General features: G+C 55.7%; 12 protein-coding genes and 5 pseudogenes. 14 read left to right on the forward strand and 3 right to left on the reverse strand.

The genetic code is table 11. From position 1 onward, the window contains the following. Positions 1-7 precede the first annotated feature (7 nt). Genes ACLHV8_RS26620 through ACLHV8_RS26630 form a run of 3 tightly spaced genes read left to right on the forward strand, consistent with a single transcriptional unit; the run spans position 8 to position 5,534 of the window. On the forward strand, positions 8-4,048 hold the full coding sequence (locus tag ACLHV8_RS26620) for a cellulose biosynthesis protein BcsC (RefSeq protein WP_032672713.1): 4,041 nt from the start codon (positions 8-10) through the stop codon (positions 4,046-4,048). Continuing rightward, complete coding sequence (gene bcsD / locus ACLHV8_RS26625) at positions 4,048-4,527, forward strand: cellulose biosynthesis protein BcsD (RefSeq protein WP_025760132.1); 480 nt, start codon at positions 4,048-4,050, stop codon at positions 4,525-4,527. The genes ACLHV8_RS26620 and bcsD overlap by 1 nt, the downstream gene beginning before the upstream one ends. 8 nt (positions 4,528-4,535) lie before the next feature. Continuing rightward, on the forward strand, positions 4,536-5,534 hold the full coding sequence (locus ACLHV8_RS26630; RefSeq protein ID WP_025760133.1) for a glycosyl hydrolase family 8: 999 nt from the start codon (positions 4,536-4,538) through the stop codon (positions 5,532-5,534). A 126-nt stretch (positions 5,535-5,660) separates the two neighbouring features. On the opposite strand, the pseudogene ACLHV8_RS26635 reads toward ACLHV8_RS26630, so the two are convergent. Next, a pseudogene (locus ACLHV8_RS26635) lies at positions 5,661-5,753 on the reverse strand (hypothetical protein); the annotation flags it as partial. Between the two features lie 27 nt (positions 5,754-5,780). Between ACLHV8_RS26635 and ACLHV8_RS26640 the strand changes: the two are divergent. Further along, the gene (locus tag ACLHV8_RS26640; protein WP_265736939.1) at positions 5,781-6,128 is read left to right on the forward strand and encodes a hypothetical protein; all 348 of its coding nucleotides are present in this window, start codon (positions 5,781-5,783) and stop codon (positions 6,126-6,128) included. On the opposite strand, the pseudogene ACLHV8_RS26645 reads toward ACLHV8_RS26640, so the two are convergent. Beyond that, positions 6,048-6,287, reverse strand: a pseudogene (locus ACLHV8_RS26645) (IS3 family transposase); the annotation flags it as partial. The gene ACLHV8_RS26640 and the pseudogene ACLHV8_RS26645 sit on opposite strands and share 81 nt — an antisense overlap. Positions 6,288-6,351: 64 nt before the next feature. On the opposite strand from ACLHV8_RS26645, the gene ACLHV8_RS26650 reads away from it, so the two are divergent. Continuing rightward, complete coding sequence (locus ACLHV8_RS26650) at positions 6,352-7,503, forward strand: IS30-like element IS30H family transposase (RefSeq protein WP_410377067.1); 1,152 nt, start codon at positions 6,352-6,354, stop codon at positions 7,501-7,503. A 12-nt stretch (positions 7,504-7,515) separates the two neighbouring features. Here the strand turns inward: ACLHV8_RS26650 and ACLHV8_RS26655 are convergent. Then, a pseudogene (locus ACLHV8_RS26655) lies at positions 7,516-7,773 on the reverse strand (transposase); the annotation flags it as partial. A gap of 361 nt (positions 7,774-8,134) precedes the next feature. On the opposite strand from ACLHV8_RS26655, the pseudogene ACLHV8_RS26660 reads away from it, so the two are divergent. From ACLHV8_RS26660 to ACLHV8_RS26700, 9 genes and pseudogenes are all read left to right on the forward strand, one after another. Next, positions 8,135-8,236, forward strand: a pseudogene (locus tag ACLHV8_RS26660) (integrase); the annotation flags it as partial. Between the two features lie 284 nt (positions 8,237-8,520). Next, positions 8,521-9,648, forward strand: a complete 1,128-nt coding sequence (locus ACLHV8_RS26665) for a transporter substrate-binding protein (RefSeq protein WP_208595263.1) — start codon at positions 8,521-8,523, stop codon at positions 9,646-9,648. Then, positions 9,645-10,238 (forward strand): ANTAR domain-containing response regulator, encoded by a 594-nt coding sequence (locus tag ACLHV8_RS26670; protein WP_004118229.1) that lies wholly within the window; start codon positions 9,645-9,647, stop codon positions 10,236-10,238. Before ACLHV8_RS26665 ends, ACLHV8_RS26670 begins: the two co-directional genes overlap by 4 nt. Then, positions 10,235-11,083 (forward strand): ABC transporter permease, encoded by an 849-nt coding sequence (locus ACLHV8_RS26675; protein ID WP_004118228.1) that lies wholly within the window; start codon positions 10,235-10,237, stop codon positions 11,081-11,083. Before ACLHV8_RS26670 ends, ACLHV8_RS26675 begins: the two co-directional genes overlap by 4 nt. Further along, on the forward strand, positions 11,083-12,003 hold the full coding sequence (locus ACLHV8_RS26680; RefSeq protein ID WP_004118227.1) for an ABC transporter permease: 921 nt from the start codon (positions 11,083-11,085) through the stop codon (positions 12,001-12,003). The genes ACLHV8_RS26675 and ACLHV8_RS26680 overlap by 1 nt, the downstream gene beginning before the upstream one ends. Positions 12,004-12,015: 12 nt before the next feature. Further along, entirely contained in the window at positions 12,016-13,620 is a 1,605-nt protein-coding gene (locus tag ACLHV8_RS26685) for an ABC transporter substrate-binding protein (RefSeq protein ID WP_004152278.1), read from the forward strand. Between the two features lie 44 nt (positions 13,621-13,664). Beyond that, positions 13,665-14,612, forward strand: a complete 948-nt coding sequence (locus ACLHV8_RS26690) for an acetamidase/formamidase family protein (RefSeq protein ID WP_004118225.1) — start codon at positions 13,665-13,667, stop codon at positions 14,610-14,612. A gap of 7 nt (positions 14,613-14,619) precedes the next feature. Next, entirely contained in the window at positions 14,620-16,353 is a 1,734-nt protein-coding gene (locus ACLHV8_RS26695) for an ABC transporter ATP-binding protein (protein ID WP_069602392.1), read from the forward strand. Between the two features lie 217 nt (positions 16,354-16,570). Beyond that, positions 16,571-16,903, forward strand: a pseudogene (locus tag ACLHV8_RS26700) (creatininase family protein); the annotation flags it as partial. Positions 16,904-17,578 lie beyond the last annotated feature (675 nt).

Genomic DNA, 17,578 nt, shown 5'->3' on the forward strand with positions numbered 1-17,578 from the left:
GACAAGAATGATGATAAAAACCGCCCGCCGTTTGACGACGCTGTGCCTGTCCAGCGCGCTCACTTTCGGTATACCAGGGCTGGCCCATGCCGCCGCGAATGATGCCGCGCTCAAAGCCTTATTTGACCAGGCGAATTACTGGCATGAGAAATCCCACGATGACCTGGCGATGGAGTCGCTGCGTAAAGTGTTGATGGTGGATGCCAATAACACCCAGGCGATGTACCTGATGGCGTTATGGGCGCAGCAAAATGGCGATCTGCAAGTCTCGTCCCAGTGGCGTTCGCGGCTGGCGCAGGTTTCTCCTGACGATCCGGGGTTGCAGGCGCTGGATAATGCCAAACAACTGACGCAGGTTCCGCAGGGGCAATTGAGCCTTGCCCGCCAGCAGGCGCGCAGCGGTAACGTACCGGCGGCGCTGGCGACCTGGCGCAGCATGTTTAACGGCGATACGCCGCCACCCAGCCTCGCCCCTGAGTACTACCAGACGATGGCGGGAGATAAAACTCTTTATCCGCAGGCCGTGTCGCAACTGAAAAATTTCGTGATGCATAACCCGCAGGATACCTCGGCGCGCATTGCACTCGGCAAAATCCTGACCTGGCGTGAAGAGACACGCCGCGACGGCATTTTGTTGCTCGAACCGATGGCCAGCGGCAGTAAAGAGGCCGATGACGGGTTGCGTCAGGCGCTGTTATGGCTGGGGCCGCAGGCAGGCGATGAGCGCTTCTACGACACCTGGCTACAGCGGCATCCGCAGGATACTGATGTCCAAAACTATTACCGTAAAAATGTCGGCGGCGCGGCGAAAGGCGCGGGCTATACCGCGCTGAACAGCGGTGATAACAGTGCGGCAAAAAACAAATTTGAGCAGGTGCTGCAAACCAACCCTAACGATGCTGACGCCCTTGCCGGGATGGGCTACATCGCCCAGCGTAGCGGTGATTACAAAGCGGCGGCACAGTATCTGAATCGGGCAGCCAGTCAGGGCGGGGATGCTTCTGATGAGCGTAAAAATCAGGCCGCAGACGCGGCGTTTTACGGTCAGCTCGCCCAGGCTCAGCAGGCATTGAAAGAGGGTAATATTAGCCAGGCGCTGGCGCTTTCGGCCCCGCTGGCACAAGAGAGCGGGGAGCGTGGCACGGCAGGAAAACTGTTCCGTGCTTCTGTACTGCGGCAGAACAAAGACTTTTCGCAGGCCGAACAGACCCTGCGAGGTCTTCTCAACGAGCAGCCGCAGAACGCCCCGGCAAGGGAAAACCTCTATTACGTCCTGCGCGACCAGAATAAAACGGAAGAAGCGCAGGCGATGCTGCGCACTTTACCCGCCAGCCTGCAGGAAAAACTGCAGCCGCGTGTGGTCGCGGGGGCGCCTGGCGATCCGATTCGCCGTCAGGCACAGCAACTGGTCCAGGCCGGTAATACTGACCAGGCGATTTCGGTACTGCGCCAGGGCGTTGCCCGCGTGCCGGATGATCCGTGGTTGCGTCTTGACCTTGCCCGCCTGCTGCAAAAATCCGGGCAGGAAGGTGAAGCGGCCACGGTGATGATCCCGGCGGGTCGCGATGGTGCTAACAGCAATTCACTGTACGCCGCTGCGCTCTATGCCAGCGAAAGCGGGGCCTGGCAGCAGGCCAACTCTCTGCTGGCGCGTATTCCGCCGTCCAGCCGTAATAGCCAGATGCGCGATCTGGCGGAAAGTGTGAATTACAACCTGCAAATGGCGACGGCAGAACGTTACCTTTCACAAGGGAACATGACCGCGGCGTCCAATACGCTGAAAGCGCTGGCCAGTCAGCCGCCGAAAAGCCCGGTCGATGCAGGGAAACTGGCGCGGATGCTTGCCCGTTCGGGTGACATCACCACCGCCGTATCGCTGGTGCGCAACAGTATTAAAGATGGCGTAGAAGGCAACGCCGGGGATTATGCCGATCAGATAGCGGTACTGAACCAGGCGGGGCTTACTCAGGAAGCGCAAACCCTGATGTCGAACCCGGAGCTACAGGCGCGCAGTACGCCTGCTCAGCTTGCGGGGATCCGCAATGGCTACGTGATTAATGAAGCCGACAAACTGCGTGAAGAGGGCAACTACGCCGCGGCGTATGACAAGCTGATCCGTGCGCTGCAAAGCGACCCGCAAAACACCGATTTGATGTTCGCCATGGGCCGTCTGTACCAGACAGGCAAAATGAACAAAGAAGCGGGCGTGCTCTATGACTACCTGATGACCCGTGATACCGAGGATCAGGCGGCACGTGTGGGGGCTATCGACGTTGCGCTGTCCGAGAATAACGTGCAGAAAGCTACTACCCTTGCCAGCGGTCTGCGTAGCGACAGCTCACCGGAACGCATGCTGTTGCTGGCGCGTCTGGAAGAGGCAAAAGGCAACCACCAGCAGGCGATGACCTACTTACGTAGCGCACGCGGCAAGCTGGTGGGGCTGGAGTCGTCTAATAGCGCCGCTACGCCGACGATTGGCGGCATACTGTTGGCAGATAATCCGTTTACTACCACCAGTAAAACGCCGCCGCAGTCGAGTTCTCCACAGGCGTTGTACGGCACTATTCTGCCGTGGCAGGTCGCGCAAGTGGCTCGTGAGCCGGGGAGCAGTTTACCGGGCACAACCCGTACCGATTTGCCGGTCGAGACCGCGCAAAGCCGCACGCTGCGTCAGGTTGATAACATGATGCAGGAGCTTGATGAGAAGAAAGGGATGTGGTTGCAGGGCGAGGTCGATATCCGTGGCCGTGACGGTGAGTCGGGCACCAGTAAACTGACCGAAGCCAAAACGCCGCTGACCTGGTCAAGTTCGCCGTTTGGTGAGTCGCGCTTCGAGTTTACCGCCACGCCGATCACCCTGAGTGCCGGGAGTGCTTCTGGCGATGCCTGGCGACGCTATGGCTCGAACCCGCTGGCGAATGCGGCATCAAATTTAGCATCGACAATCAATAATGAGATCAATTCGCTGGCGAGCATGACAGCAGATCAGAAAGCGCAATATTTGGTGTTGCATCCGGCTGCCGCTGCATTGGATGGGCTTAGCGAGGTCTCTTCGGCCGATTTTGGTCAATTCACATCGAGAGGTTTGACGAACCTTGCCGCGCTAAATGCCGCAGAGGGGGGGGCGCTACGAAACTATCTGAACCGTTCCTCACTAAAGGCTGACGTCTCGCAGCCAGGCGATGTTTCAACAGACTCGCAAAATGGGAACGGTGTAGAGCTTAATATGGCGCTTAGCGGTGACAGCTATCGCCTGGATATTGGCAGCACGCCGCTGGGCCAGGATCTGAATACACTGGTCGGTGGGGTGAAATGGTCACCTAAGTTATCTAACTACCTCTCATTGATCTTCACCGGCGAGCGCCGCGCCGTGACTGATAGTTTGCTCTCGTATGTTGGTTTGAAAGACGCTTACTCAGGCAAAACCTGGGGCCAGGTGACTAAAAACGGCGGTACCGTGCAATTAAGCTATGACGACGGTGACGCAGGCTTCTTCGTTGGCGGTGGTGGTTACAGTTACATTGGTGAAAATGTGGCGAGCAACACCAGTATGAACGCAGACGCCGGAGTCTATCTGCGCCCATGGCATGATGATTTCCGTCAACTGCAAACAGGTTTAAGCGTCAGTTGGATGGATTTCTCGAAAAACCTCAGTTACTTCACTTTCGGGCAGGGCGGCTATTTTAGCCCCCAAAATTATGTCAGCGTGTCATTGCCAGTTGATTTTTCACAGAAAATTGACAACTGGAAGCTTAGCCTTGGAGGCTCTGTGGGGTATCAATCCTACACCCAGGATGCTAGCAATTACTTCCCGACAGACTCCGCAATGCAAAGCGCTTTAACAGATTACGTGAAAACTGGTTTTGCAAAAGAAGCGCAGTACGGCAGCAAATCGCAAAACGGGATTGGCTATACCTTCCGGGCAGGGATTGATTACAACCTGAACAAGAACATGACCGTCGGCGGTAGGGTCGGTTACGACACCTTTGGCGACTATAACGAAAGTACTGCCGGGATCTGGTTCCGCTATATGTTGGGAGATAAATAATGACGTCGAGTACGGCTAATCCTTTACTGCTGTCTTATTTTCAACGGCAGCAAACGCCGGCCGGTTGGTTTGACCTGCTGTCGGTAATGGTTGATGGCATGGTGAGAAACGTGGGGGAAGCGGAAAGCCAACCCTTCTTGCGCCAGATGGGGGCATCGCTGGCGGAACGTTTTCCTCTGCCTGCCTCACAAACCATCGGCGAACTCGAAACCAACATCAACGCGCTGCTTGCGGAGTTTAATTGGGGCTATATTGATATTGATGCCAGCGAAGAGGGATTATCGTTCCGCCATCAGGGGTTACCGGTCTCCCGGGATGAGAACAGCCAGACGCGTTGGTGTTACGCATTTTGCGCCATACTGGAAGGGCTTTATTCCCGTTGGCTGCAGGGACAGGGCGGGCAATCGCATCTCGCTTTTAGCCGCGAACGGCTTTACTCCGTATCGGACGTTGTGTTCCGCTACGCTAACCCACAATGAGTCTGAGTATGTTTAAACGCGTTTTCGCCATGATGGTGATGATGGTTAGTGTGCTTTTTTCCTCGTTTTCACAGGCGGGACAGGCCTGGGAAGCGTACAAAGCGCGCTTTCTGATGACGGATGGCCGTATTGTTGATACCGGCAATAAAAACGTCTCTCACACGGAAGGCCAGGGTTTCGCCATGCTGATGGCGGTGGCCAGCAATGATAAAGCGGCGTTTGACCGCATCTGGGGATGGACAGATAAGACGCTCAGGAACAAGGACAATGGTCTGTTCTACTGGCGTTTTAATCCCGTCGAGCCGGATCCGATTGCCGATAAGAATGACGCAACGGATGGCGATGCGTTAATTGCATGGGCGTTGTTAAAAGCCAGTCAGCGCTGGAATGATAACAGCTATGCCACCGCATCGGATGCCATTACCCAGGCGATGATTAAACATACGGTGATCAATTATGCGGGTTATCGGGTGATGCTGCCGGGGGCGAAGGGGTTCAATCTCAACAGTTATGTGAACCTGAACCCGTCCTATTTTATCTTCCCGGCATGGAAAGCGTTCGCCAACCGTAGCCATCTGGTGGTCTGGAATGATCTGATCCGTGATAGCACTACACTGCTTGGCAAAATGGGCTGGGGTCAATCGCATTTGCCTACCGACTGGGTATCACTGTCGGCGGATGGCAAACTGAGCCCTGCTAAAGAGTGGCCGCCGCGCATGAGTTTCGACGCCATTCGTATTCCGTTGTATCTCTCATGGTGGAACCCGCAAAGTTCGCTGCTGACGCCGTGGCGCAACTGGTGGCAGGGTTATGATCGTAGCCGCACCCCGGCCTGGGTGAACGTTACAACCAACGATACCGCCCCGTACAATATGAATGGCGGTTTGCTGGCGGTACGTGATTTGACGATGGGTCAAACGTCTGGCGAGCCGCAAATCAACGCACAGGATGATTATTATTCTGCCAGTCTGAAAATGTTGGTCTGGCTGGCACAGCAGCAACAGTAATTTTCCGCTTTTCCTGGTGATATCTCCTCACCCTCTCCCTTGAGGGGTGAGGAATCCCCACAAAAATGCGAGCACGAACGGTCCCCTCTCCTCTTTGGGGAGAGGGCCAGGGCGAGGGGAAATAACCTACTGCGGATAGGGCACCCAGTCGCCGCCGTTCAGCCGAACATACGGCTTATTCTGGTACTGAATCACCACGGCGTTAGCATTTTCTGAAATCCCCCTTTTAACCATGAGAATCAGACAATGAAAGCAAAAAAATTAGCCGCATTAATAGTTACAACATACATTAGCTTTATTTCAACGGCACACGCTTCAGCACCTCAGCCGGTATTCAGCCCGGAGCAGGAAGCTCGTATCGGCGAAATCGCTGCCGACTATCTGGTATCTCACCCGGAGATTCTGGTGACCGTCAGTAATAAGCTGCAGGAACAGCAGGAAACACGTAAGCAGAAGATGTTTGCACTCAACGTCATGGAGAATCAGGCGAACCTTCTGCATGATCCGGACACCCCGGCTTGCCATTGTGGCGATGCTTCTTGCTCCGGCAGAGCCGTGGCTGATGCCATGCAGTTCAAGTACCTGGCTGCGTAATACAGCCCGTCTGCCGTCTGGCTTTTCAGGACGGTTTTTCCAGTATTTGTAGCTGCTGCGATGAACCCCGAACACATGGCAGAGAGTGGCCACAGGATAACGCGCCCTGAGTTTCCCGATTATCGAGAACTGTTCAGGGAGTCTGACATCAAGAGCGCGGTTGTAGATTCAATTGGTCAACGCAACAGTCATGTGAAAACATGTAGTTGCGGAGGATTGTTGGATGAGACGGACATTTACAGCAAAGGAAAAAACATCTGTTTTTGAACTGTGGAAGAACGGAAAAGGCTTCAGTGAGATAGCTAATATCCTGGGTTCGAAACCAGGAACCATCTTCACGATGTTAAGAGATACTGGCGGCATAAAACCCAATGAGCGCAAGCGAGCTGTTGCTCACCTGACGCTGTCTGAGCGCGAGGAAATACGAGCCGGTCTGTCAGCTAAAATGAGCATTCGAGCCATCGCTACAATGCTGAATCGTAGCCCTTCGACAATCTCACGTGAAGTCCAGCGTAATCGTGGCAGGCGCTATTACAAAGCCGTTGATGCGAATAACCGGGCCAACAGGATGGCTAAAAGACCAAAACCGTGCTTACTGGATCAGAATATGCCGTTGCGAGAGCTTGTTCTGGAAAAGCTTGAGATGAAGTGGTCCCCAGAGCAAATATCAGGATGGTTAAGGCGAGCGAAACCGCGTCAAAAAACACTACGAATATCACCTGAGACAATTTATAAGACGCTTTACTTTCGTAGTCGTGAAGCGCTACACCACCTGAACGTACAGCATCTGCGCCGATCGCAAAGCCTCCGTCATGGCAGGCGCCATACTCGCAAAGGTGAAAGAGGCACTATCAACATAGTGAACGGAACGCCAATCCACGAACGTTCCCGGCATATCGATAACAGACGCTCTCTGGGACACTGGGAAGGCGATTTAGTCTCGGGTACAAAAAACTCTCATATAGCCACACTTGTAGACCGAAAATCACGTTATACGATCATCCTGAGACTCAGGGGCAAAGACGCTTTATCAGTGAATCAGGCTCTTACAGATAAATTCCTGAGCCTACCACCTGAACTCCGGCGATCACTGACATGGGACAGAGGAATGGAGCTGGCCAGACATCTGGAATTTACTGACAGCACAGGAGTTAAAGTTTACTTCTGCGATCCTCAGAGCCCCTGGCAGCGGGGAACAAACGAGAACACTAATGGGCTAATCCGACAGTACTTTCCCAAAAAGACATGCCTTGCCCAATATACTCAGCATGAGCTGGATCAGGTTGCAGCTCAGCTAAACAACAGACCGAGAAAGACACTGAAGTTCAAAACACCTAAAGAGATAATTGAAAGGGGTGTTGCGTTGACAGATTGAATCTACAGTAGCCTTTTTTAATATTTCATTTTCCATTTCAATACGTTGTAGCTTTTTCCTGAGCTCACGGATTTCAATTTGTTCCGGGGTAATGGGGGAGGCTTTTGGTGTTTTGCCCTGCCGTTCATCACGTAATTGTTTCACCCATCGCGTCATTGTGGAAAGGCCGACATCCATAGCGCTGGCTGCATCTGCCACGGTGTAGTTCTGGTCAACGACCAGTTGAGCGGATTCGCGTTTAAACTCTGCGCTGAAATTTCTTTTTTTCATTATGACACCTGTGTTGTTCTGAGGTGAGCATATCACCTCTGTTCAGGTGGCCAAATTCAGTAAACCACTTCATCTGACGACGGATTGCCTCCCTTTACCTCGGTGCATAGCCCTCTTCCGCCAGTGTTTTCATATGAATGGACTAGGAAATAAATTATGCTGACTCATTATTTCTGGCCATAAAGGTTCTGGCAGTGCCATCTTTCGGGTCAACAAAGGTAATATCTTCAGGATCACGACGAGGGCTGGCCAATGACAGAAATATTACGGGTTCTTCAAGAAGGGTTGGTAATGCATGGACAACATTACGCTCGAAAAAAAGCACGTGGCCGGGGGCAAATTCGGCTTCGTCACGAGGATCTTCCATCCAGAGCGTCCCCATGAATCCCTGAATAACCTGACGCCGGAGGATCACCTGCTGATGGCTGAAAAACCGGAACTCTCAAAAAGTGCGTGGAACTAAAACAGGTGTGCATTACTCCACCTCATGTTGAAGAGACCAGACTGCATCAGAAAATTGCACCATAACTGAGCAAGCCGCATCCCATTGGTGCAAAAGTGTCTCCAAAAATAAATAATCCATTGATTTAACTGTGCTTTAAAAATGGCATGAATTTTTCATGTCGGGTATATGCAAGCAGGGGCAACCCTTAAGCCTTGAATCCATTAAATATCGACAGGTAATGAAGCCTGATTGTCCTAATAAGGACAATCAGGCTTTTTTATTAATGCAGAGAGCAAACATACGTGCAAACTATTGATATTGGAATTTTGCTTTCCACAGAAGGTACCTACAGCCACCTGGCGAACAGCACACTGCTTGGTGCGCGCCATGCCTTAGAGGAAATCAATGCCGATCCTGCTTATCCTTTTCAGCTGCGGGCCCGACATATCAACCCTGCGGGTGAACTCGCAGCCTACAGTGAAGCGGTGAGCACCTTTATCGCTCACGGCATCCGCCATATCTTCGGAACCATTACCTCTGCCAGTCGGAAGGAGATTATCCCGGACCTGGAGCAGCATAACCTGCTGCTGTGGTATGGCTGTCCTTACGAGGGGTTCGAGAGCTGCGAGCAGGTCGTATATCTGGGCGGTTGTCCGAACCAGACTCTGCTGCCACTCCTGCGGCTGGCGCTGGATATGTTCGGAAATCGCTCCTGGCTGATCGGCTCTAACTACGTCTGGGGCTGGGAAAGCAATCGTATCGCCCGTGAGGTAGTGGAAGGTTCCGGCGGTACGGTGGTGGGCGAAAAATATCTGCACCTGAGAAACAGCAACGTGACCGAGTTGATTGAGGCGATTCTCAGCACAGAGGTAGATTTTGTGCTCAATAACCTGGTAGGCGAAACCTCTTATGCGTTTCTGCGCGCACTGGACGAGGCCTGTCTTCGCGATCGGCGGACGTTAGCGGTGCTCAGCTGTAATTTTACCGAAGCCGAAGTCGCCGAAGTCGCGCCACTAAGGGCGGTACGTTTGCTTTCCTGCGGACCGTTTTTTGAGAGCGTCGATCTCGATTTTTGCGCGCGGCAGCACCTGCAACATGGCGTACAGCGCATCTCCCACTACTATATCGGCGGCTGGCGGGCAGTAAGGCTGTTTGCCAATAGCCTGCGCGAGGCCGGAAACAGCGAGCCGGGTGCGGTGCTGGCGGCACTGCATCGTCAGCACGACGTTGATTCTCCGGGCGCTCGCTCAGTAATGGCTCGAAACAACCACGCCTGTTTGCCCTGCTACATCGCTGAGTTGCAACAAACTTGCTTTCAGATACTGCATCGCGAACCGCTGCCGGTTATGCCCGATCCCTATCTCTCCGCGACCGAGCTACGTGAAAGCCGAACGGTTGCAGCCAGACCTGCTCTGAGGATTGTTAAATGAAAACGCTGCTGTCCCCGGATTTAGATGCTCAGCCGCTCCTGCTGGTAGACTGTGAAGCAAGGAGTCGCGAAGCGCTGGAAAAAAACCTGACGCGGATGGGTATCCGCTGGCATCACCTGACCGGAGATGAGGCTTTACCTCCTCTCACCCCCTGTGCAGTACTGGTGGAACTGGAGGCATTCGCCAGCCCGCTAACCCTGAGCCAGATCAATCTGGCGGGAATACCGGTGATCGCGCTGACCTCACATGAGGGACTTTACCAGGTACAGCGCGCGCTGGAGTTAGGGGCAACAGCGCTCCTTACCAAGCCTATTACACAGCGAGCCATCTATACCACCCTGATGATGGCAGTGGGGCTGCGTCAGCAGTTGCATGACATTCAACAGCAACAGATGCTACTGCGCCAGCGTCTGGCAGCAATGCCGCAGATTACCCAAGCTCTGGCGGCCCAGATGCAAGCGGAAAGTATTGATGAACAACAGGCATGGGTTCGCCTGCGCTCGGAATCAATGTGTACGAACCAGTCGGTGGCACAGGTGGCGCAGAAGTGGCTGCTACGAATGTCGTCCGGCAAGCGGGGAGCACAATGAATAGAGTCGGATATTTTCTGCGCCGGCCAGCCCTGCTGCTCTCGCTGCTGTTTATTCTCCTGGTGGTGATGAGCGCGCTGTTTGCCCCCTGGCTCACCCCCTTCGATCCCGATGAACAGTTTGTCGAGGGACTGAGCCTGGAAGGCGCACCGCTTTCTCCCAACAGCACTTACTGGCTGGGAACCGATCTGCTGGGACGCGATCTCTTCTCGCGTTTAATTTACGGAGCTCGTACTTCGTTACTCATCGGTGTTGTCGCCAACGGCACTGCAGTACTGATCGGCGTCCTGGTAGGGCTTAGCGCAGGTTATCTGCAGGGGCGTATCGGAGGGCTGCTGATGCGCTTTACCGATCTGATGATGGCGTTTCCCGCACTGCTGCTGGCGATTGCCCTGGCGGCGATTTTCCAGCCAAGTGTCTGGATCGTGTCCCTGGTGATCGCCATGGTGAACTGGGTGCAGATCGCCAGGGTTATCTACGCCGAAACTAGCGCGCTTAGCGCCCGCGACTTTATCGCCGTGGAACGCACCCTGGGGGCCGGAACGTTGCGTATTCTCGGCGTGCATTTAATTCCACATCTGGCGCCAACGGTGCTGGTCTGGGCCACACTAGGCATCTCCACCACAGTCCTGCTGGAAGCTACTCTATCGTTCCTTGGGGTGGGGGTACAGCCGCCAACGCCGAGTTGGGGCAACATCATCTTTGAAAGCCAGAGCTATTTTACTTCGGCTCCCTGGCTGGTGTTCTTTCCCGGCGCGGCGATTGTGCTGCTGTCGCTCTCTTTCAATATCGCTGGTGACGCCCTGCGCGACGCCCTCGATCCCGGCTTAAAAGGACGAAACTAATGCTATTTCTGGGAAAACGTCTGTTGCATGCCGGGCTGATCCTGCTTGGCGTTACGTTGATCTGCTATTTGCTGCTGTTTATGTTGCCCGCCGATCCAGCGCGCCAAATCGCCGGGCGCAGTGCCACGCCGGAAGTAGTCGAAAACATCCGCCATCAGTTGGGGTTGGATCTGCCGTTTTATCAGCAATATTGGCGTTATCTGCAGGGGCTGCTGCACGGCGATCTGGGACGCTCGTTTATTCAGCGCAGCGAAGTGAGTGAACTGGTTTCCGCCCGTATCGGGCCGTCACTGCAGCTGATGGCGGCGGGTATTCTCTGCGAGTTGGTACTGGGGATCGCCCTCGGCACCCTGGCGGCGTTAAAACGCGGCGGGCTGGCGGACCGGCTTCTGATGGCGCTCTCCTTTATCGGTGTTTCGGCGCCGCAGTTCATCGCCGCGATGCTTTTTCTCTATCTTTTCGCCGTGGTACTCAACTGGTTCCCGATGGGAGGCTATGGCGGCTTCAGCCATCTGGCGCTACCGGCGCTAACCCTCGGCCTGCTCGGCAGCGGCTGGTATTCACGCATGTTGCGCTCGTCGATGATTGAGGTGCTGCATCAGGATTTTATCCGTACCGCGCGGGCCAAAGGGCTGGGCCGAACCCGCGTACTGCTGCGTCACGTGCTGCCGAATGCCGTGCTGCCGCTAATTCCGATGATAGGCATTGATATCGGCATTTTTATGGGCGGACTGGTGGTAGTCGAATCGGTCTTTGGCTGGCCGGGTATCGGTCAGCTGGCCTGGCAGGCGATTCAACAGGTGGATATCCCGGTGATTGTCGGGGTAACCACCGTGTCAGCGGTTGCCATTGTTGGCGGCAACCTTATTGCGGATCTGGTGCTGCCGTGGGTCGATCCGCGCATTGATGTCAAAAAGTAGCAGGGGAAGATGATGAAAAATGCGTTATTGACAATGGCGGTGGCCGCGGCCTGTTTCTCTTATGGCGCGCAGGCTGACGAGAAGACCGGCGGCGATATCGTGGTGACCTACCAGAACGACGTGGCGACCCTCGATCCGGCCATTGGCTATGACTGGCAAAACTGGTCGATGATCAAAAGCCTGTTCGACGGCCTGATGGACTATCGTCCCGGCACCACCGAGTTGGTGAACGACCTGGCGGAGAGCTACGCCATTTCCGAGGACGGCAAGGTCTACACCTTTGTGCTACGCAAAGGGGTGAAATTCCACAACGGCCGCGAGGTCACGGCGGCGGACGTGAAATATTCTCTGGAACGCACAGTCAACCCGAAAACCCAAAGTCCGGGCGCCGGGTTCTTCAGTCCCATCGCGGGCTATGACGAGGAGGCCAGCGGTAAAAGCACGACCCTGAGCGGTATCGAGGTCGTCGACGATCATACGGTAAAAATCACTCTGAAAGAGCCCAACGCCACCTTCCTGCATGTGCTGGCGCTGAACTTTGCCTCGGTGGTTCCCCGTGAGGAGGTGGAGAAATGGGGCGCCGACTTCGGCAAGCATCCGGTCGGCAGCGGCGCGTTTGAGCTCCAGGAGTGGAAGCTGGGCCAGGAGCTGATCTTCCGCAAAAACCCGAACTACTTTAAAGCCGGCGTGCCGCGGCTGGATCACATAAAGTTCGAAATGGGACAGGATCCCTCGGTCGCTCTGCTGCGGCTGGAAAAAGGCGAAGTGGATATTGCCGGCGACGGCGTACCGCCCGCACAGTTTCTGTCGTTTAAAAACAACCCGGCCTATAAGGGCCTGATGGTCACCGGCGACCAGTTGCAGACCGGCTACGTGACGATGAAAACCACGCTGCCGCCTTTCGATAATCTCAAAGTCCGCCAGGCGGTGAACATGGCGGTCAACAAAGATCGCATCGTGCGCATCATTAATGGACGCGCGGCGCCGGCCAACCAGCCACTGCCACCCGCCATGCCCGGTTATGACAAGGCATATCAGGGTTTCAGCTACGACCCGGCAAAAGCGAAGCAACTGCTCAGCGAAGCGGGTTTCCCCAACGGTTTTGCTACCGAACTGTACGTGATGAATACCGATCCGCAGCCGCGTATCGCCCAGTCTATCCAGCAGGATCTGGCCAAAGTGGGCATCCACGCCAGCATCAAATCCCTGGCGCAGGCGAATGTGATTGCGGCGGGCGGCTCCGCCAGCCAAGCGCCGATGGTCTGGTCCGGCGGCATGGCGTGGATCGCCGATTTCCCGGATCCCTCCAACTTCTATGGCCCGATCCTCGGCTGCGCCGGGGCGGTAGAGGGCGGCTGGAACTGGGCGCGCTACTGCAACAAAGCGCTGGACGCGCAGGCGGCCGCGGCGGACAGCATGGTGAAACCCGACCAGCAGGACGCGCGCATTGAAGCCTGGCGCAAAATCTTCATCACTGCAATGGATGACGCGCCCTGGGTGCCGGTATTCAACGAGAAGCGCTACACCGTACATTCCGCACGCATGGGGGGCGAGGACGCTCTGTATGTCGATCCAGTGCATGTACCAGTCAACTACGACTATATCGGACTGAAATAATTTGATGGCGCCGGGATGGCGCCGCTGCTTAAAGGAGAGTCAGGATGTGCCAAAATTGTCTGGTGAAGACCATTCATCATGCTCAACATCATTTCGGCTGGGATAACAGCCTGAGCCCGGTCCTGCACGTAGCTTCCGGCAGCCAACTGGAGTTTCACTGCCTGGATGCGGCTAACGGCTGGTTCAACGCCGGTTCTACCGCAGCGGATATCCCAACGCTGCCGTTTGATAAGCTCAACCCGGTCAGTGGCCCGGTCTATGTGGAAGGCGCTCAGCCGGGCGATGCGCTAAAGGTGACGCTGGAATCCTTTCGTCCCAGCGGCTTTGGCTGGACTGCGAATATCCCGGGCTTCGGCCTGCTGGCCGATCAGTTTTCTGATCCGGCGCTGACGCTGTGGCAATATGACCGCCAGGGCTTAACCCCCTGCGCCTTTGGCCGATATGGCCGCGTACCGCTGAAACCCTTCGCCGGTACCCTCGGCGTCGCTCCCGCCGCCGCGGGCCATCATTCGGTGGTGCCGCCGCGCCGCGTGGGCGGCAATCTGGATATTCGCGATCTGGCCGCTGGCTGCACATTATGGCTACCGGTGGAAGTAGAAGGCGCGTTGTTTTCTATTGGTGACACCCACGCCGCGCAGGGCGATGGTGAAGTCTGCGGCACGGCGATTGAAAGCGCGATGGACGTGGTGGTGAAGCTGGAAGTGGTTAAAGATATGCCGCTGAAAACGCCGCGTTTCGCCACCCCTGGCCCAGTGACCCAACATCTGGATCGGCACGGCTACAGCGCCTTCACCGGCATTGGCCCTGACCTGATGACCGCCGCCCGCGACGCGGTAAGCTATACCATCGATGCGCTGTGCCGCGAACAAGGGATGTCGGCGGAAGAGGCCTATATGCTCTGCTCCGTGTGCGGCGATCTGCGCATCAGCGAAATCGTCGATCGGCCTAACTGGGTGGTGTCGTTCTATTTTCCCAACAGCGTGTTTAATTAGGAGCGTTATGTCAGCAGTCCTATTTCCGGCGCCGCTGCTCTCGGTCGAGCGCCTGTCGATCCAGTTTGGTACACAGCGGGTGGTGGATGACGTCAGCTTTGCGCTCTGGCCGGGAAAAACTCTGTGCATTGCCGGCGAGTCGGGCAGCGGTAAATCGCTGACTTCGCTGGCGATCATGGGTTTGCTTCCGGAGGAGGCACAGATTCCAGGCGGCGCGATTATTTTTGATAACCAGGATTTGCTCAGCCTGCCGGAGCGGCAAATGCAGCTGCTGCGCGGCAAGTCGGTTGCCATGATTTTTCAGGAACCGATGACCTCGCTCAATCCGCTGATGACGGTGGGCCAGCAGCTGGAAGAGACGCTGCAACGCCACGAAGTGCTGGGCCGCCGTGAACGGCGCAGCCGGGTCAGCACGATGCTGGACGCGGTCAAAATCAGTCATGTGGAGAAGCGCCTGCAACAGTATCCGCACGAGCTTTCCGGCGGTATGCGCCAGCGGGTGATGATCGCCATGGCAATGCTGTGCCAGCCACAGGTGCTGATTGCCGATGAGCCGACTACGGCCCTCGACGTCACTATTCAGGCGCAGATCCTCGAGTTGATGCGCGAACTGCAGCAGGCGTTTTCCACCAGCCTGCTGTTGATCACCCACGATATGGGAGTGGTGGCAGAAATGGCCGATGATGTGCTGGTCATGAGTCACGGCAAAATCATGGAGCAGGCTCCGGCAAAAACGCTGTTTACCTCGCCGCAGGCGGCTTATACCCGCCAGCTGTTGCAGGCGGTACCGGTGCTGGGCCAGGCGCCCGCGCTGGCGCCGGTCGAGGCGACTCGACCGTTGCTCAGCGTCCGCGACCTCAGCGTGCGCTTTCCGGTGCGCGGCGACGGCCTGCGCGTGCGTCGCGAAGTCCATGCCGTCGATGGCGTCAGCTTCGATCTTTTCCCCGGCGAGACGTTGGGCATTGTCGGTGAAAGCGGCTGCGGTAAATCGACGACGGCAAAAGCGCTGATGAATATGGTGCCATTTAGCGGCAGCGCGCAGCTTAACGGACAGGAGCTGCACGGCCTGAAGGACGAGGCGTTAAGAGCGGTACGCCGCGATTTGCAGATGGTGTTTCAGGATCCCTGGGCGGCGCTCAATCCGCGCAAAACTATTTTCGACCTGGTTGGGGAGCCGCTGCTGATTCATGAGCAGATGCCCGCAGAACAGCGCACGGAGCGGGTGGTGCAGCTATTGCAGCAGGTCGGCCTGCCAGCGGAAGCGATGCGGCGTTATCCGCACCAGTTTTCCGGCGGCCAGCGCCAGCGCATTTGCATTGCCCGCGCGCTGGCGCTGAACCCGAAAGTGATCATCGCCGATGAATCGGTTTCCGCGCTGGATGTTTCAGTACAGGCGCAGGTGCTGACGCTGCTGGAAGATTTGCGTCAGCGCTATCGGCTCAGCTATCTGTTTATTTCCCATGATATGGCGGTGGTGGAGCGCATCTGCCACCGGGTAGCGGTGATGTTTGGCGGCCAGCTCGTGGAGATCGGCCCACGAGATCGAGTGTTGCACCATCCGCAGCATCCTTATACTCAGCACTTGCTCAGCGCCGTTCCTATACCTGACGTTCAGCAAAGACGGCAACCCCGAGCCACCAGCGCAATGCCGATAAGACCAGAACCGATCAAACCCATCGGCTATCAGAGAGTACCGCAGCGCTTTACCGATTTTGGCGACGGGCACCTCGTCGCCTGCTGAACAAAAAAGCATTCAAACCGGCGGATTTCCGCCGGTGGCAACACTGTTGCCACACAACTCGACGAAAGGCCATTAAACTGGAAAAGTTAGCACATAGCAGGACATAGAGCCGGTCTAAAATGCCCTAAATGCAACGTACCGTATCTTTTATTGTTAGACAAAACCGGAGGTAAACATGCTTAAACCGTCTTCTCCCTAGTGGTGTGATCTCACCACGCGGGAATTCAGTAAACTGGATATGGCGAATATCGTCGCCGTACTACCTATTTGCGCCGTAGAACAACACGGAGCTCATCTGCCGGTTCGGGTGTTTGCTGCCATTAATGCCAGCATTATTGAGCGAGCTGTAGAATTACTGCCTGCCAATTTACCGATGCTGGTGTTGGCCACTTTGCCTGTAGGTAAATCTGACGAACACCTAGCTTACCCTGACACACTTTCGTTGCCATATGATGTTCTGGGGAAAGTGTGTTTTGAAATGGCTAAAAGCGCCTGGCGCACAGGTATTCGCAAGATCGTTTTCTGGAATTCACAAGGCGGCCAGCCCTAATTGATGGAAATGGTTTGTCGCCAGCTGCGCATTGAATTGGAGATGTTTGCCGTCGGTGCCAGCTGCTTCCGCCCCAAGACCTCCGAGGTGTAAGGCGCGTTGAATATCGGGAAGAACCGGCCCGAGGCTCGTAATGGGGGCGCGCAGATTAGCGCCAATCAGCACAATGCTGACGTACAAGCCCCAGCGGGAAGTTGTCCTAGTGGGGTTGGAGGGGGAAAGCGCAGAAGACACGGCAACCTCATAACATCAACGAGCCACAAGTGACGTAGCCCTAGTGATGCGTTGGTTGACGTTAACGCTTACGCGAGATTCGGAAGATAGGAGACGGATCCGTATATCACCACATCCCTTAAAACCCGGCGATCAAACCAGCGCCGGACCGGAGTGTCCTTGACTACACCTCGCCCGAAAGGGCGAGATAGCGGGGTAGAGCTAACCAGGACAGGGGGCAAACGGGCAGAATTTATAGTCCGGTAACCGGCTACGTCGGGCTTTCGGCGCCATTTGACTCCACAGACGCATGTAACCTCATCTGGCGCCTCCATGCCGCAAAGCGGCATTCAGAAGACTGGCTGCGCACTGCTCGCCAGTCCGGACCTGATGTTCAGTCCAGGGGCTACGGTTCCGGATGAAACCCGCCTCCGGTTAAGATATATTCAGCTCCCAAAACAA

The organism is Enterobacter sp. CPE_E863, from assembly GCF_046521465.1.
GTDB lineage: Bacteria > Pseudomonadota > Gammaproteobacteria > Enterobacterales > Enterobacteriaceae > Enterobacter > Enterobacter adelaidei.

What these genes read in the sequence shown, in the direction of transcription:
- ACLHV8_RS26640 (WP_265736939.1), top strand. Translation starts at nt 5,781, where the DNA reads ATGAAAGCAAAAAAATTAGCCGCATTAATAGTTACAACATACATTAGC.
- ACLHV8_RS26670 (WP_004118229.1), top strand. Translation starts at nt 9,645, where the DNA reads ATGAAAACGCTGCTGTCCCCGGATTTAGATGCTCAGCCGCTCCTGCTG.
- ACLHV8_RS26685 (WP_004152278.1), top strand. Translation starts at nt 12,016, where the DNA reads ATGAAAAATGCGTTATTGACAATGGCGGTGGCCGCGGCCTGTTTCTCT.
- ACLHV8_RS26650 (WP_410377067.1), top strand. Translation starts at nt 6,352, where the DNA reads ATGAGACGGACATTTACAGCAAAGGAAAAAACATCTGTTTTTGAACTG.
- ACLHV8_RS26620 (WP_032672713.1), top strand. Translation starts at nt 8, where the DNA reads ATGATGATAAAAACCGCCCGCCGTTTGACGACGCTGTGCCTGTCCAGC.
- ACLHV8_RS26675 (WP_004118228.1), top strand. Translation starts at nt 10,235, where the DNA reads ATGAATAGAGTCGGATATTTTCTGCGCCGGCCAGCCCTGCTGCTCTCG.
- ACLHV8_RS26630 (WP_025760133.1), top strand. Translation starts at nt 4,536, where the DNA reads ATGTTTAAACGCGTTTTCGCCATGATGGTGATGATGGTTAGTGTGCTT.
- ACLHV8_RS26695 (WP_069602392.1), top strand. Translation starts at nt 14,620, where the DNA reads ATGTCAGCAGTCCTATTTCCGGCGCCGCTGCTCTCGGTCGAGCGCCTG.
- ACLHV8_RS26690 (WP_004118225.1), top strand. Translation starts at nt 13,665, where the DNA reads ATGTGCCAAAATTGTCTGGTGAAGACCATTCATCATGCTCAACATCAT.
- bcsD (WP_025760132.1), top strand. Translation starts at nt 4,048, where the DNA reads ATGACGTCGAGTACGGCTAATCCTTTACTGCTGTCTTATTTTCAACGG.
- ACLHV8_RS26680 (WP_004118227.1), top strand. Translation starts at nt 11,083, where the DNA reads ATGCTATTTCTGGGAAAACGTCTGTTGCATGCCGGGCTGATCCTGCTT.